This is a genomic window from Paenibacillus sp. SYP-B3998 (genome assembly GCF_010820665.1).
GTDB lineage: Bacteria > Bacillota > Bacilli > Paenibacillales > NBRC-103111 > Paenibacillus_E.
Genome location: NZ_JAAIKC010000001.1, coordinates 1,168,500 through 1,183,388, shown reverse-complemented (window position 1 = coordinate 1,183,388; position 14,889 = coordinate 1,168,500). Strand labels below are relative to the sequence as shown.

Genomic DNA, 14,889 nt, shown 5'->3' with positions numbered 1-14,889 from the left:
TAACCATGAAGCCTTCTGACGCTGTCATCCGCGTTATCCGCGGCAAAATTACAGAGAGTATACACCGCGTTCACCTTGCGATGGTTAGTACTGATGGGACGCTGCTGCATCAGGCAGGCGATCCGCACTTACTTACATTTGCCCGTTCCACGGCAAAGCTGATTCAAGCGCTGCCAGTCATTGAATCTGGCGCTGCTGATCATTTCGGCCTCGGAGATGCCGAAATCGCACTATGCTGCGCTTCCCACAACGGGGAAGCCGAACATGTAACCGCAGCCCAAGGCATCTTGGGCAAGCTTGGTTTCACCCCTGAGCACCTCCAATGCGGCGCCCATGATCCTTACCACGCGCCAACGGCCCAGGCGATGCGCGAGCGCGGCGAAGCCCCGACGACCTTGCACAACAACTGTTCGGGCAAGCACTCTGGCATGCTGGCGCTAGCAGCGCATCTGCACGCCTCGCCGGAAGTCTACATGAACATTGAACATCCTGTTCAACAACTCATGCTGCAAACTGTTTGCGACATGTCCGATGTGCCAAAAGAACAGATGCAGCTTGGTATTGACGGCTGCGGCGTTCCCGTATTTGGCCTGTCCATTAATCGCTTAGCCCTTGCGTTTGCCAGGTTAGGCTGCCCAGACGAATTAACAGTAGCACGTGCAAGCGCTTGCCGGAGAATTGTTGCCGCGGTGCGAAAATATCCCCAATACCTCGCTGGAAGCGATCGCTTCGACACGAGATTAATCGAGGTTACGGGTGGTAGGATTATTGGGAAAATGGGAGCAGAAGGCATCTTCGCACTCACGATTCCGGAACAAGGCATCGGCTTTGTCCTCAAAATCGAAGATGGCAATCAACGCGCTATGTATCCAGCAGTTGTTGAAGCCTTAAAGCAGCTTAACTTGCTCAATGAATCCGAAGTCGACGCTCTCGCTTCCTATCACACCCCTACCGTGCATAACTGGCAGGGAACCGAGGTCGGACAAATCCGACCCGATTTCCAGCTATAGAGATTTTCAAATTAACCGCAATTGCCGCTGCAGCTTCCACCGGAGCTGCAGCCTTTACCCGTTGGCAGCGGGTTGTTGCTAGGCACTTTAATGGTGTCTGACACGGCATGGGCAATCGTTGATGATACAGTAAACAATAAATCGTCCAGACGATCCTCTGCTTCTTTGAATCTGCGAACGGCTTCTACGGCATGCAATTTATCCTGCACTTCATTCACAGCTGCGAGAGCTTCATGATAACTCGGGTGATAATGCCCGAACCGCTCGCATTCTTCGAAAGCATCTTTCTTCCTGTTAAAAACAATCTTTAAATCGCGAACCTCAGCGCTGCTTTCCACAACAGCCTTCCAATATAAATAATCTGCAACTTCCGCAGAGGAATTAATCATATCACCCATATCATAGGCCTGCATGAGAACAGCCGACATATCTAGCGTATCCATTTCCATTTCCATTGTACTCATACTAAGATCAACATCCTTCCTCTCTAAAAGTGTACCAGTTTCTATCATACCACAGTTCTTACAGAGTTTCTTCCTTTTCTTCATCGTTAATTCCAGGCAAAATAAGCTTCATTTCTTCCCAGTCTTCACTTTTGAGTATGATCTCCTTCTGTTTTTCAAATCCTACAAGTGACCACCCGGTTCTTTCCTCGTAAAGTGCTTTGGGGATGACGAAGCGATCATGCCCTTTCTTCCGCAGCTGCAGGCAGCTCTTCCATTCAATCGCCTTACGAATCATCTCTTTTCGCGTAGACGCGTGGTAATCTCGGAATTCTTTGATCCACGAAGTGGGAATTCCCTCCATATTTGGGTATAACCCCTCCAAATGAGACAAGGAAGTATCCATTTCATATAGCTGAATAGCATCACGGGAATAAAACAACCCTTTCGGCTTGCCAGCAGCAACAGTAGTTGCTTCTGTGATGGAGCCCGCTTGGTTTGAGATTGAGGAAAGCTCCTTCAGCTTGATGTCTTTTCCCAAAACCCGAGGATGATACCCCATTTGTTCCAACTGCTTCCTCATGGTAGCCTGGTGCTCAGCCTTGATGATGAAATCGCATGACCCTAAACGCTGTTCCAAAAAAGAGCTGCATTTCTCGTTTCTCAGTAGAGATTCCGCGACATCCGCTGACTCGCAGCGTAACAGCGTAACCTCTTCGATATGAAGCTTTCCCGTTTGTCGGTCCCATTGCTGTAACGTCAACACGACAGGCTCTGGAATATCGTAACAAGCATGCTGTTGTAGAAAGAGAAGAATCCGTTCACTGCTGCTACCGCGTTCAGAGGCGCGATGGAAACTTTCTTTGGTGATCCGATAGGTACGAACAATATCGGAGGATACAAGATCGGCGAATGCCGCAATTTCCCATTCCAAGGCAAGCGAAATATCTGGGGGCAGCAGCAGTTCAAAATCGGGCTGTACGTATAAAGAGCGCGGAGCAGACGTAGTAGCAACCGGGTGTTCCTCTCCACGTCCCCTATCTGGAACCGTTGTCAGATCTCCTGCAATCAACCAGCGAAACCATGAATGTCCACTGGTGTCTACAGCAATTTCCAACCAACGAAACCTACATAACATCTCTATCCATTGCTCCATCAACGCTGTGTGAATAGCAATTCTATCTAACATTTTTTCCTCAAAAGCATACTGTTCAATCCATGCAGTCATATCGTCCAATCGACACCAAACGCCATGTTCAGCTCCATCCATGAGTGATATAGCATGCTGCAGCCAAGCTGGAGCGGGAAGATGCATATCACGCCACAGGCCATATAGCTGCCCTTGCTGCTCATCATAGGAAAGCTTCAGCCAATCATGCAAAGCCTTATGTTCCATGAGGAAACGATGGTCTGTATGTACCAAAATCCCAAGCCGAAAGCCCATTTCCAGCATAACAGCCATTCCTTCGTCATACACGTCATTGAAAGCATAAGAAAGACCTGTGCGATGCAGGCTCTCACGGGGAAGCGCAATAAGATGATCCGACAGTTTTTGCAGTTGTTTTTTGTGTAGAGCACCTTTGTTTGTTAATGGTAAATCCAGCTGCTGAAAGCAAGCCACAAAGAAGTGAAGCAATTGCTGAGCCAGCCCTCTAGCGCTTGAAGAGGCTGCTTCTACTAGGTTCAGTTCCAAGTCCTTTGCAAGCGTCGGAAACGTAATTTCGGGGTACAGCAGGGTCTGCCATGCACCAAAAGCATCCTCTGGCAGTACCCATAGCTGTTCCCCCCAAGCTTTGCGGAATGCAGTAATCACGCCAACCTTCCTTAGTCCGATAAGCCCCACTGTCACTCTTGCTCCAGCCATACTAAGTGCTGCCTGCTTTTCTAACACTTCTTTGGTAAAAGGCTCGCAGCCGCACGCCGAAACAATCAGACGAAGTGTCTGTGTCTCCGCTATAGACATATGTTTCAATAGCACAGCAAGGTGATTTTTATCGGTAAGAAGATCAGTCATCTCCGTACCTTGCTTAATGAGATTTTGGCACCATGCTTGTTCAGCTATCGAATCCCGCAAAGGCTGAGACATTTTCTCGAAGATGTGCTTGTACCTCATCTTGGCCTTCCTCTCGTAAGTTCTGTCCATCTTCCTTCCATGAGCTAATCCTATATTGGTAGCCCTGCTCAACGAGGAACAACTGCCGCTTGATAGCGAAGTCCTGTTCTTTCGTATCTTCGCTAATGAGAGAATAAAAAACAGCCACATTAGCGCCGCTGCTTTTGGGCCGAAGAATCCGACCGAGCCGCTGTGCTTCCTCTTGTCTGGAGCCATAACTGCCAGACACTTGGATGGCTACGGCAGCATCAGGTAAATCAACAGCAAAATTCGCTACTTTCGACACGATTAGCAGAGAGACGCTGCCAGTTTTAAAACGCTCATACAGCTCCTCTCGGTCGTCATGAGCCATGCCTCCGCTAATCAAGGAAGCTCCTGTATGCGCGGCAATCCGCTTCAATTGGTCAATGTATTGACCGATGATCAGTATTTGTTCGTTCGCATGTATCTGCAGTAAATGATCAATCACTTTAAGCTTGGCTACATTTTCTCCAGCCATTCTAAATTGCTGCCTTGCACCAGCGGATCCGTAGCGATCTTGATCGTATGAGGAAAGCGGCACCCGTATCTCCTTACAAGCCACTTTAGCGATCCAGCCCTTAGCCTCCAGCTCTTTCCATGCCATCTCGTAGCGTTTGGGTCCAACTAAAGAGAAAACGTCATCTTCCCGGCCGTCTTCTCGAATTAAGGTTGCCGTTAATCCGAGTCTGCGCGTTGCTTGAATGTTAGCCGTAGCTCGAAATACAGGCGCAGGAAGAAGGTGTACCTCGTCATAAATAATCAACCCCCACTCTCGTTCATTAAAGAGTCGCATATGCGAAAATTCATCCTCCTTCTTCCCACGATGCGTCAAAATCTGATAGGTGGCGATTGTAATGGGCCTCACATCTTTACAAGTTCCGTTATACTCCCCAACATCCGCTTCGGAGAGGCCTGTTTTGGCTAATATTTCTCGTTTCCATTGCCGAACAGAGGTGACATTGGAGGTGAGAATTAATGTCGCGCAGCTGCATCTGGCCATAGCCGCGATGCCAACCACTGTCTTCCCGGCGCCGCATGGAAGTACTAAGACGCCGCTTCCAACACCTCCACCGTCACCGATGCGCTGAAATGCATCGACAGCATGTTTCTGGTAATCACGCAGCTGGAATGGCGTTTCGACCTCATCCATAGCATCGAGAAGTGAAATATGCATATACTCCCCCCTTCGGTAGGCCGCCAAATCTTCAACCGGATAGCCCAACTTGATAAGCTCCTGTTTAATAAACCCTCTATGGTCAGCTGAAATGGCAATAGCCCGTTCCCCACGTACATCCTGCAAGCAGCACTTCAGCACATTAAAACCACAAATCTCTTTGAGCACCACCGTATCGTCACTAACAAGGTAAAGCTCGTGCCCCACATTTTCCAAGCGCAGCAGCCCATACCGCTTCGAATATTTCCGAATGCTGCTCATGACATGAGTAGGAACCCCGAACTTCGCATAGCTTTGCAGAAAAGAGAGCATCTCCTCAATCTGCATCCCAGCGGCCGCAGCGTTCCATAGTGATAACGGCGTAATGCGATACGTGTGAAGATGATCAGGACTTTTAAGAAGAACTGCGAAACGTGACAAAGTACGGCGAACCTGTTCAAATTCCAAATGGTGCGTCTCCAGCAGCACAGACAAATCATTTTGCACGATCAGTGGTCGAGTTGGATCCCAATTCATACACTTGACACCACCTTTTTCTCCTAGTATGAAAGGAAAGCACTTGATTTAAACCTGTACACCATGCTAACCTCTAACCTGATACATCAGAACTTGAGCTTACGAAGAAAAGTTTTGCTAAAGCAAAACGCACTGGAGGTGCAGCATGCGTACATGGAGCGTTGCTCTTTGTCTATTCCTAGTTATCTCGGTTACAGCTGGATGCGCCAGCAAAACAACCTCAGTGCCTGGTCGAGAACGCGTAAAAGTGGAACGGATCGTCGACGGAGACACTTTAGAGGTGACGCGCGCGGGGAAGAAGGAAAAGGTCCGTTTAATTGGTGTAGACACGCCAGAAACGAAGAAGCCGAATACACCCGTTATGTTTTATGGGAAGGAAGCTAGCGATTACACGAAAAAACGTTTGGAGAAGCAATCCGTAGATCTTGAATTCGATGTGGAGAAAGAAGATCGTTTCGATCGTCTACTTGCTTACGTTTGGATCGGAGATGAACTTTTCAACCGCACTTTAGTCCAGGAAGGATTTGCACGAATGGCAACATTCCCTCCCAATGTCAAATACGCGGATTCATTTAAAAAAGATCAAGAGCAAGCCCGTGCGAAAAGCAAAGGTTTATGGAAGGATTACGATCGTGCTTTCGATGCGAAAAAATAGCCGAAATCGATCCTAAAGGGGAAACGCAAAATGGGTAGTATAGCGATAAATTACCGCTACACTACCCAAATTCAAAACAGCAAACTCAGCTTTGATCATGCCAAAAAGCATCTCTCCAAGCCGATGCAGGCTTTCATCGAATCCCTATGTATCTACTCTACGCGAACCGCTTGCTGCTGAGCAAGTAAACAAAGCTCTGCCGCTTTGAACGTGTGCGCTTGCGTCATGGCAGATTCTGTACCGTGCATGCAGTCAAGAATCAACTGACCAAAGTAAGGAAAGCCTACTTGCCCATGCAGGCTGTAGTGCTTTTCTCCTTGTCCGTTAACTACATACAGTTGATCTCCTTGGGGATCACGCGCTACATCGATATATTTGCGAAGCTCAATATAACCTTCTGTCCCCAAAATGATGGTCCGCCCATCGCCCCAAGTGCCAAGTCCATCTGGCGTCAGCCAGTCTACGCGAAAATAGTTCGTAGCCCCATTATCGCCAATCAATGTAGCGTCGCCAAAATCCTCAAGCTCAGGATAATCCTTGCTATGATAGTTCGCCACCTTACTACTTGCGATTGTCGCGTCCTTACAACCAGCATAATAAAGAAATTGCTCAATCTGATGACTGCCGATATCGCATAATATTCCGCCGTAATTTTCTTTTTTGAAAAACCATTCAGGACGCGAAGATGCATGAAGGCGATGAGGCCCTAGTCCCATTACTTGAACAACACGTCCAATCGCACCTTCTTGAATCAGTTGTCCAGCAAAGACTGCGCTCTCCACATGCAGCCGTTCACTATAGTAAACAGCATGTTTTAGTCCCGTCTCTTGAACTTTAGCCTTGGCAGCATTAAGCTGTTCCAATGATGTAAAGGGAGACTTGTCGGTAAAATAATGTTTACCGTGGTTCATAACACGAATGCCAAGCGCCCCGCGCTCTGAAGGCACGGCAGCACCAGCGACCAGTTTCACTTCGGCATCCTGTAGAATCTCCTGTTCTGACGCAGCCGCCTGAACATGCGGGTATCTTTGGCAAAAGGCCTGTACCTTGGCAACATCTGGATCGTACACCCATTTCAGCTCAGCACCCGCTTCCTGAAGCCCATTGCTCATTCCATAAATGTGACCGTGATCAAGCCCGATGGCTGCGAACACGAACTCCCCTTTATTAACAACCGCGTTTGGTTTTCCTTTGGGCGCGTAATTCATTCCATCATTTTTTTGCATAGACGATTCCCCCATTTTGAGTTGACTTCCTATCACTTAAACGTCAAAGGTTTGATAAGCAGAATCTTTTTTCGCCTTTGATTGTTGGATCTTTTCTTGCAGGTGCTTATGGAACAATTCCTCATCAATCGGAAGATCTACCCAGTTATCCGTCCATGTCGAGAGCAACATTGCATTGGAAAGCATTAATCCCTTGATCCCTTCCTCGCCAGGAGCGATTAGCGGAGTACCGTGAAGAATTGCGTCTACCCAGTTTTGGGTAATACCTTTATGACTTGTCTCCTGACCCTCCACTGGAATTTCACATTTCCAGCATTCCGGTTGTCCGAAGCCACCCTTGTAGGTCTCATTAAATTCTCTTTCGGACACACGCAGTCGCCAGAAGGTTAGCTTGCCATCCTCTATAACGATTTTGCCGCGATCACCAGATAACTCGAAACGATTCGTTCCTGGCGCCTCGCCTGTCGTTGTTACAAATAAACCAGTAGCTCCATTCTCATATTCAACGAAAGCGGTAACATCATCTTCCACCTCGATATCACGATGCTTACCAAAATAACAGAAGGCACGCACTCTTTTCGGCATCATATCGATCGTCCATTGCCACAAATCCAATTGATGCGGGTCTTGATTAATCAGCACACCCCCACCTTCACCTGCCCACGTTGCTCGCCAACCACCTGAATTGTAGTAACTTTGAGAGCGATACCAATTCGTAATAATCCAATTCGTTCTACGAATTTCACCAAGCTCGCCAGAAGACACAAGATCTTTCAGCTTTACATATAACGGATTCGTTCTTTGGTTGTACATCATACTGAAAACCTTGCCTGAAGCTTTTCCAGCTTCATTCATTTGGCGCACTTGTTTCGTGTAAACACCCGCTGGCTTCTCACAGAGAACATGAAGATTATGTTGAAACGCTTTGATTGCAACTTCTGGATGATCATAATGAGGAGTAGCAATCAGAACACCATCCATTACATTAGAAGCTAAAAATGTATCTAAATCGTCGAATAATTGAACACCTTCGCCAAGATTTTCTTTGGCCCACTCCAAACGGTCAGGTCTCATTTCGCAAATTGCAGTCAGCTCAGCGCCCTTCACTTCCCCATTAACCAAGTACTTTGCATGTCCAGTTCCCATATTACCAAGACCAATAATACCGATCCGCATTTTTTCCATATAAAAGCCACCTTTTTCTTGTTTGATGATAACTTTTGAACACGTTATCAATGTAGCATATTTAGAGATCATCATCTTGTCTCAGATTGACAACCTTATTGCGAACTTTGACAGTTCCGCGTTTCCTTGAAAAATGGCCTCCGCCAAGTCCTTAACTTACTTTCTCCTACAGTTGCAAACCCAACTATAGCTTGTTTCTTAGGAGATACCATTTGTCGTTTAACAAAAAAACATCCGCCCCCTGTATAAGGAAGTGGATGTTCAAACAGAACTGTTATTTTATTTAGCTCCCACAGGTATTTTGTCTGAAGAAATTTGACTTAAAGCCTCACCAGCTTCATCCTCAAAATTGTCCCTCACCGCGAGATCGCCAATAGCTACAATACCTACAAGCTCGCCATTCTCAACGACTGGCAAACGCCGCACTTGATCCTTAGCCATAATTTTAGCCGCTTCTTCAATAGAGGTGCTCGCCTCAATTGTAGCTACATCTTTAGTGATTACTTCCTCCACCGCGGTAGATCCCGATTTTTTCTCGGCATAGCCACGAATCACTAAATCGCGGTCTGTGACGACACCTATCAATTTTTTGCCTTCAACGACAGGTACAAACCCTATATCATACTGCTTCATTTTCGTAGCAATTTCAAATACATTATCCAATAAAGTAACGGTAACGCAATCTCTTGTCATAATGTCTTTGACGGTTTTTCCTGCCACGTCTGTCATTCCTCCTTCGCATTATCTTGAAGATGAGCCAGCTCGTTAAAGATAGCCAATTAACCCACTTCAAAGATAGACTCTGCCGAAAAGAAAGAAAGCATTCATGCCATATAATCCAAAGCCATTCCAAGCAGAAGCCTTGCCGCATTCAACATGGAACGCTCGTCAATATCAAACTTCGGATGGTGATGAGGATGTATAATGCCCGCTTCTATATTTCCAGCGCCTACGAACATATAACAGCCTGGACGGTGGTGCAAATAATAAGAGAAGTCTTCTCCGGCCATAATAAGAGGAGACTCGTGAACGGATTCCTCACCGAAAAGCGCATTCCCAACTTTGAAGAAACGTTCTGCTTCATTAACATCATTTACGACAGGTGGATATCCCATTTTGTAGTCAAACACATAGGAGGCTTGGAACATCCTACATGTGCCATCGACGATTCTTTCCATGCGAGCCTTCACATCTTGCTGCAACTCAGAATTAAAGGTTCTGACTGTTCCCGTTAATTTCGTCGTCTCCGCAATCACATTAAAGCTAGTTCCCGCATGAAAAGAGCCGATACTCACTACACAGGGTTCCACAGGGTCTACTTGCCGACTAACAATGGATTGGAGATTCACAACTAATTGAGATGCAACGTGGATACTGTCAATGGCCTGATGAGGCAAGCCACCATGTCCGCCCTTCCCCTGGATCTGGATGGTGAATTCATCCGGTGCTGCCATCATAGATCCAGCCTTAGCATATACATGCCCGACAGGAAATGGCGTCCATAAATGCACACCGAATACAACGTCAACACCTACTAGTGCATCGTCTTGGATCATCGCATTAGCGCCCCCTGGCGTTGTTTCTTCCGCATGCTGGAAGAGGAAGACCAGATTGCCATTCAACTTGTCACGGTGCTGGCTGGCTACTTTCGCAATACCAAGCAGTGTCGACGTATGCGCATCATGGCCACACGCATGCATAACACCTTTAATCAGAGAAGAATAGTCACAGTTCTTCTCATCTTGAATGGGCAGGGCATCCATATCGGCTCTAAGGGCAACTGTAGGCCCTTGGTTCGCGCCACGAAGCAGTCCTACCACACCATTACCGCCAACCTGAGTGCGTACCTCAATGCCCCAGTCCAACAAATGGTTGACTACAAACTCAGCCGTTCGAAGTTCTTGAAAGGAAAGCTCTGGGTTTTGGTGTAAATAGCGTCTCCATCCTACCATTTCTTCATAAGTTTGTTGTAAGCCGATCTCAAAATCGTTCATTTGGAAAATCCTCCGTCATCCTAGTTCTCGCTTTTTCTCTTTACGCTTGTGTTAGAACCTATTCTATCAAATTCAAGGACGCGTTTCATCTGCAAAGTACCATTAATTTTTAGGAATTATCGCCAGCTATCGACTTGCAGAACGTTTAGAAACATACTATCATGAATAAAGAATGGATACGTACAATATGGAGGCGTTAAATAGTGATTATTGAAACAACTGGCCTAACAGGCTTAAAAAGTGATCTTGCTCATCTGGACGAAGTAACGACAGAGCTCGGATTCGTGCGCTGGCAGTGGGAATACACACGTGCGACTTACGATTTTAAAATGGAAGATAAAGCAGGGAAAGAAGTCTATTTCCTACGGGTAAATGCACGTGTAGAATCTGGCAAGTTGGAATCTCCCTACGCTATTCTGTTTTTAGAAGAAGCCTACATAGGTAGAGAAACATTCCCACATGGATTAGATTACAACTCGCCTGTACCTGATTCTTTCATGAATATTTCTAAACAAAAGCTAGAGCAGCTAAAGCAAGCATTAGCGGATTAAGCGGGAAGCCGGCATGAATCCCCCTCGTAGAGGAACACCGGATTTTCTGCTGCTCTTTTTGGCATTCGTGCTTGTTTGTTTTGGACTTGCTATGGTATTTAGTGCAAGCTCCATGACCAGCGCCTATAAGTACAATGATCCGTGGTTTTTTACGAAAAAGCAGTTAATCGCTGTTGGCTTGGGCTCGGTGTTCATGCTCCTAAGCATGAACATCCATTATTCCAAGTTCAAAAAGCTCGTCATTCCTGCTTTTTTCATGATTGTTGTTGCATTGATTTTCGTTGTATTTACATCCAAAGCAAACGGAGCAAGCAGCTGGTACAACATCGGTAAATTCGGCATCCAGCCCACCGAGTTTGCCAAATTAATTGTCGTCCTTTATCTGGCTTCTCTCATTAGCAATAAAGAGGAGAAATTTCGGAACTTCAAGAATGGGCTCCTGCCGGCCCTGTTGGTGGTCGGGTTTGTCAGCTTTCTCATCATGCTCCAACCCGATTTCGGCTCCTGCTTTATTCTTCTTGCTTGCTCATTGATCGTCATCATCGTAGGTGGTTCGAACTTGAAGCATATCTTCATGTTAGGGACAGGCCTACTTTCAATAGCAGGTATGGTTGTCGCTCTATATTTATTAAAAGGAACTACAGACGTCAAGAACTACCGTGTGAATCGTCTGACATCTTTTATGGATCCTTGGTCGGATCATACCAATACAGGATACCAGGTTACACAATCCTTATTTGCATTTGGCCATGGCGGACTTAGCGGCGCAGGATTCGGTCAAGGAATTCAGAAGCTCCACTATTTACCTGAAGCGCATAACGATTTCATTTTTGCCATTATTGGAGAAGAGCTTGGTTTCATCGGAAGTGCCCTGTTCATTCTAGTCTTTCTACTCTTTATATGGAGAGGCATACTTGTTGCTGTTCGCAGTCCAGATATGTTCGGCATGGTCGCTGGGGTTGGAATTATGGGGATGTTTGCTTTCCAAGCGCTCATTAACATCGGGGGCGTTACGGGGGCTATACCCCTTACAGGGGTAACCTTACCCTTCATTTCTTCTGGTGGGTCCTCCATGATGGTCTGTCTCATCAGTATGGGCGTTCTACTCAGTATCTCTCGCGAGCAAACGCGAAAACCAGATGCTCCAACCAAAAAAAGACCCTAATCGATTTCAAACACATCGATGGGGTCTTTTTCTTTATTTTACCCGATGCGGGTCATCTACTACATCTTCTTCCTTGAAAGCGACGCCTTCAACTTTCACATTCACTTCCACAACAGATAAACCTGTCATATTCTCTACCGCTTCTCGAACGTTCTCTTGGAGATCCCGACATACATCCTGAATACGGGAACCGTAGTTTACAATAACTCGAAGATCGATGGCTGCTTCTACTTGACCAACCTCAACAGAGACGCCTCTTTGTACGTTTTTGCCACTCAGACGCTTAGCTAAGCCTTCCGAGATGCCTCCCGACATACCTGCAATTCCTTGAGTTTCCAAGGCTGCAAGTCCTGCAATAGTCGATACTACGTCATCAGAAATACGAATTAAACCAGTTTGATTGTCTTCGGACATACGGATCACTCCCTAAACTTGTTATAATTCTATTGTAATAAGTTCAAATCACGAATGCAAGATTAGTCGCTTTTCAGAAGGATTCAATTTACTTTGCGATTCAAAATATGTATATTTAAAGAAGTCAAAAAATGACACTTCTTATTTTGCAAAGCCGGAGGGTTCCATTTGAAAGGAAAATTGTTTTATGTTGGCTTAATTGTCACATTTGCACTCAGTGCAATCGCTCACTATGCGAACTGGAATCATACACTCCAATTCGTCATTTCCGCCATCGCTGTCATCTTTGTGGCTGGATTTTTAGGTAAAGCAACAGAAAGCGTAGCCCACTATGCGGGAGAACGCGTGGGTGGATTTCTCAACGCTACATTTGGTAATGCTGCCGAATTAATAATCGCGATCTTCCTCGTCAAAGACGGCTTATTCGATGTAGTCAAAGCTAGTTTGACAGGATCTATTATCGGGAATTTGCTTCTGGTTCTTGGACTAAGTGTCTTCGCTGGAGGGTTGAAATTCAAAGAGCAATCTTTCAATGTAAAGTTAGCTTCTCACAATTCCTCCCTCATGCTTCTCGGTGTGATCGCGCTGTTCATCCCAGCTGTATTTGCAAGCGGCCTGACCACGCCAGAAACGACTAATATGAGTATGATTGTGGCGATCTTACTCGTAGTTGCTTACTTACTTTGGCTTCTGTTCTCAATGGTCACGCACAAACACGTGCTCTCAGACGAAGCCACGGAACACGGCGAAGCCGCTTGGTCGAAGTCGACCTCCATTCTCTTTCTCGTCCTTGCCACCGTTATGGTCGCCTTTACCAGCGAATGGTTGGTTGGTACGTTAGAGGAAGTAACTCACAGGTTTGGGCTGTCCGAGCTGTTCGTAGGGGCCTTCTTAATCGCTATCATCGGTAATGCTGCCGAGCACAGTGCTGCCGTTATGATGGCAATGAAAAATAAAATGGGTGCAGCTGTTGAAATCGCCATCGGCAGTTCTTTACAGATTGCTTTGTTTGTAGCCCCAGTACTAGTACTAACAAGCTTCTTTATGGGGGGAACACCGATGAACATCGTGTTCTCAACTTACGAGCTCGCAGCAATCGCTGTTGCTGTCTTCATTACCAAATCGATTTCGCAAGACGGTTCGACCAACTGGTATGAAGGGCTTTTGCTCCTCGTCGTTTATATCATACTTGGCGTTGTTTTCTTCATGGTCTAGACATACAAACCAAATACTGACGATTTGATTTACACTCAAAAGATTGCCAACTCCTCGGTCTTCTAGCCGACAAGTTTGCAATCTTTTTTCATTTATAGTTTTGTAAGCTCATGTAAAATAATTTCCCGCCGTTCTTTTACATACTCGCGGATAAATTTAGGTTCATTGTTAAATTCCGAATACGACCACTTCCGATCAGAATCATGCTGTACATAAGAAACAATACTTTGATGCATTTGATCAATTACCGGATTTAATTGCTTCAGCGTAAACGAAGTTCGCAAAATAGAAGTTAGAAGTTGCTTATAACGCTGACGAACACTTTTAAACGCCATTAACTTGCTTGTTAAGCGATTGTAGCCTTTTATTCTTACCAAATCGCTTCCGCATGCCTTCCCATAACAATTTCTTCCCCAAGTCCCCTCGTAATCCCATGGAATAATACGAAATAATTTACTTGATTTATGCCGATAGATTGCGTAATTTTGATCAAATCCATCGAAATTTCCTGTACATACCGCCCCTGCTAACCATCGCAAATAATTATCTATATCTAATTGCGATTGCATGAATTGATACAAAGGCTTCTTAGTTCGAATATGAATTTGAGAAATGAACGATTGCAGCTCACGTTTATCTTTGCTTTGCCCTAGAACTAGCTGATATCCTTCTAGCAAGGATTGCTTTCTTTTTTTTGTATCTGGATTGATGAGTTCGAAGTTAGCATCGTTGTTTGCCGCATAGAAGAGGGACTGCGCATTAATTTTCCTACGCCTGAAAAAATTTTTATCAACAGCCTCTATCTCAAGATATACTCCCAAACTTCGCCCATTTAACTTCAAATGGCAGTGTTTCGTTTGGGGACTTGCTACCCCTATACGTTGGAAGAATCGAAAAGAGAGCGCATTTCGGATCAACGATGGATCATCGTACTCCGCATTCAGATGGTAGGTCTTATCACCTTTTATGATTTCATAAGACTTTTTCGGGTACTCCCGTGTATGACCGCCGCGATAACGAACTTTAATGGGGATCTTAATCCCTTTATTTATTATAAAAGCGTTCACGAATTGATCTCTCCAAACATCTTCATTCAACGCAGCGAGTTGTTGATCCGCGATAACGATATGTCGAGTGGGCAGCATCCATCCTACACCCCTTTTCTACATAATAAAAAGCCTATCCATTATCGATAGGCTTTTTATGC

The 14,889-nt window shown here is 45.7% G+C and carries 14 protein-coding genes; 5 read left to right on the top strand and 9 right to left on the bottom strand.

Annotated features, from left to right (window positions below; translation table 11 throughout):
• Positions 1-5 precede the first annotated feature (5 nt).
• On the top strand, positions 6-1,010 hold the full coding sequence (locus GK047_RS05350) for an asparaginase (RefSeq protein WP_163942205.1): 1,005 nt from the start codon (positions 6-8) through the stop codon (positions 1,008-1,010).
• Positions 1,011-1,021: 11 nt separating this feature from the next.
• On the opposite strand, the gene GK047_RS05345 is transcribed toward GK047_RS05350, so the two are convergent.
• The 3 genes from GK047_RS05345 to GK047_RS05335 are packed head-to-tail and all read right to left on the bottom strand — an operon-like array spanning position 1,022 to position 5,277.
• Positions 1,022-1,474: a YlbF/YmcA family competence regulator gene (locus GK047_RS05345; RefSeq protein WP_163942202.1), complete on the bottom strand. Its 453-nt coding sequence runs from the start codon at positions 1,472-1,474 to the stop codon at positions 1,022-1,024.
• A 58-nt stretch (positions 1,475-1,532) separates the two neighbouring features.
• Positions 1,533-3,566, bottom strand: coding sequence for a helicase-associated domain-containing protein (locus tag GK047_RS05340; RefSeq protein WP_163942199.1), 2,034 nt, complete (start codon positions 3,564-3,566; stop codon positions 1,533-1,535).
• Complete coding sequence (locus GK047_RS05335; protein WP_163942197.1) at positions 3,508-5,277, bottom strand: DNA repair helicase XPB; 1,770 nt, start codon at positions 5,275-5,277, stop codon at positions 3,508-3,510. The genes GK047_RS05340 and GK047_RS05335 overlap by 59 nt, the downstream gene beginning before the upstream one ends.
• A gap of 145 nt (positions 5,278-5,422) precedes the next feature.
• Here GK047_RS05335 and GK047_RS05330 point away from each other — a divergent pair, with 145 nt between their 5' ends.
• Positions 5,423-5,932: a thermonuclease family protein gene (locus GK047_RS05330; protein WP_163942194.1), complete on the top strand. Its 510-nt coding sequence runs from the start codon at positions 5,423-5,425 to the stop codon at positions 5,930-5,932.
• Between the two features lie 152 nt (positions 5,933-6,084).
• On the opposite strand, the gene GK047_RS05325 is transcribed toward GK047_RS05330, so the two are convergent.
• The 4 genes from GK047_RS05325 to GK047_RS05310 form a co-directional block, all read right to left on the bottom strand.
• Entirely contained in the window at positions 6,085-7,158 is a 1,074-nt protein-coding gene (locus GK047_RS05325) for a Gfo/Idh/MocA family protein (RefSeq protein WP_163942191.1), read from the bottom strand.
• Between the two features lie 36 nt (positions 7,159-7,194).
• Entirely contained in the window at positions 7,195-8,343 is a 1,149-nt protein-coding gene (locus tag GK047_RS05320; protein WP_163942188.1) for a Gfo/Idh/MocA family protein, read from the bottom strand.
• A 279-nt stretch (positions 8,344-8,622) separates the two neighbouring features.
• Complete coding sequence (locus GK047_RS05315; RefSeq protein WP_163942184.1) at positions 8,623-9,072, bottom strand: CBS domain-containing protein; 450 nt, start codon at positions 9,070-9,072, stop codon at positions 8,623-8,625.
• Between the two features lie 95 nt (positions 9,073-9,167).
• A complete protein-coding gene (locus GK047_RS05310; protein WP_163942180.1) occupies positions 9,168-10,337 on the bottom strand; it encodes a M20 family metallopeptidase in 1,170 nt (389 codons plus the stop codon).
• 203 nt (positions 10,338-10,540) lie between these two features.
• Here GK047_RS05310 and GK047_RS05305 point away from each other — a divergent pair, with 203 nt between their 5' ends.
• Together GK047_RS05305 and ftsW are read left to right on the top strand one after the other, a co-directional pair.
• Positions 10,541-10,888: a YugN family protein gene (locus tag GK047_RS05305; protein WP_163942176.1), complete on the top strand. Its 348-nt coding sequence runs from the start codon at positions 10,541-10,543 to the stop codon at positions 10,886-10,888.
• A gap of 13 nt (positions 10,889-10,901) precedes the next feature.
• Positions 10,902-12,053 (top strand): putative lipid II flippase FtsW, encoded by a 1,152-nt coding sequence (ftsW, locus tag GK047_RS05300; RefSeq protein ID WP_163942173.1) that lies wholly within the window; start codon positions 10,902-10,904, stop codon positions 12,051-12,053.
• A 33-nt stretch (positions 12,054-12,086) separates the two neighbouring features.
• Here the strand turns inward: ftsW and GK047_RS05295 are convergent, their stop codons facing one another.
• Positions 12,087-12,467, bottom strand: a complete 381-nt coding sequence (locus GK047_RS05295) for an Asp23/Gls24 family envelope stress response protein (RefSeq protein WP_163942170.1) — start codon at positions 12,465-12,467, stop codon at positions 12,087-12,089.
• A gap of 168 nt (positions 12,468-12,635) precedes the next feature.
• Between GK047_RS05295 and cax the strand changes: the two genes are divergently transcribed.
• The gene (cax, locus tag GK047_RS05290) at positions 12,636-13,682 is read left to right on the top strand and encodes a calcium/proton exchanger (RefSeq protein ID WP_163942167.1); all 1,047 of its coding nucleotides are present in this window, start codon (positions 12,636-12,638) and stop codon (positions 13,680-13,682) included.
• A 92-nt stretch (positions 13,683-13,774) separates the two neighbouring features.
• Here cax and GK047_RS05285 read toward each other — a convergent pair whose 3' ends face one another.
• The gene (locus GK047_RS05285) at positions 13,775-14,827 is read right to left on the bottom strand and encodes a CotH kinase family protein (protein WP_163942164.1); all 1,053 of its coding nucleotides are present in this window, start codon (positions 14,825-14,827) and stop codon (positions 13,775-13,777) included.
• Positions 14,828-14,889: the final 62 nt, after the last annotated feature.

Bases quoted from the DNA above. Each gene is read 5' to 3' on its own strand.
- GK047_RS05350 (WP_163942205.1), top strand. From the start codon at position 6: ATGAAGCCTTCTGACGCTGTCATCCGCGTTATCCGCGGCAAAATTACA.
- GK047_RS05345 (WP_163942202.1), bottom strand. From the start codon at position 1,474: ATGAGTACAATGGAAATGGAAATGGATACGCTAGATATGTCGGCTGTT.
- GK047_RS05340 (WP_163942199.1), bottom strand. From the start codon at position 3,566: ATGAGGTACAAGCACATCTTCGAGAAAATGTCTCAGCCTTTGCGGGAT.
- GK047_RS05335 (WP_163942197.1), bottom strand. From the start codon at position 5,277: ATGAATTGGGATCCAACTCGACCACTGATCGTGCAAAATGATTTGTCT.
- GK047_RS05330 (WP_163942194.1), top strand. From the start codon at position 5,423: ATGCGTACATGGAGCGTTGCTCTTTGTCTATTCCTAGTTATCTCGGTT.
- GK047_RS05325 (WP_163942191.1), bottom strand. From the start codon at position 7,158: ATGCAAAAAAATGATGGAATGAATTACGCGCCCAAAGGAAAACCAAAC.
- GK047_RS05320 (WP_163942188.1), bottom strand. From the start codon at position 8,343: ATGGAAAAAATGCGGATCGGTATTATTGGTCTTGGTAATATGGGAACT.
- GK047_RS05315 (WP_163942184.1), bottom strand. From the start codon at position 9,072: ATGACAGACGTGGCAGGAAAAACCGTCAAAGACATTATGACAAGAGAT.
- GK047_RS05310 (WP_163942180.1), bottom strand. From the start codon at position 10,337: ATGAACGATTTTGAGATCGGCTTACAACAAACTTATGAAGAAATGGTA.
- ftsW (WP_163942173.1), top strand. From the start codon at position 10,902: ATGAATCCCCCTCGTAGAGGAACACCGGATTTTCTGCTGCTCTTTTTG.
- GK047_RS05295 (WP_163942170.1), bottom strand. From the start codon at position 12,467: ATGTCCGAAGACAATCAAACTGGTTTAATTCGTATTTCTGATGACGTA.
- GK047_RS05285 (WP_163942164.1), bottom strand. From the start codon at position 14,827: ATGCTGCCCACTCGACATATCGTTATCGCGGATCAACAACTCGCTGCG.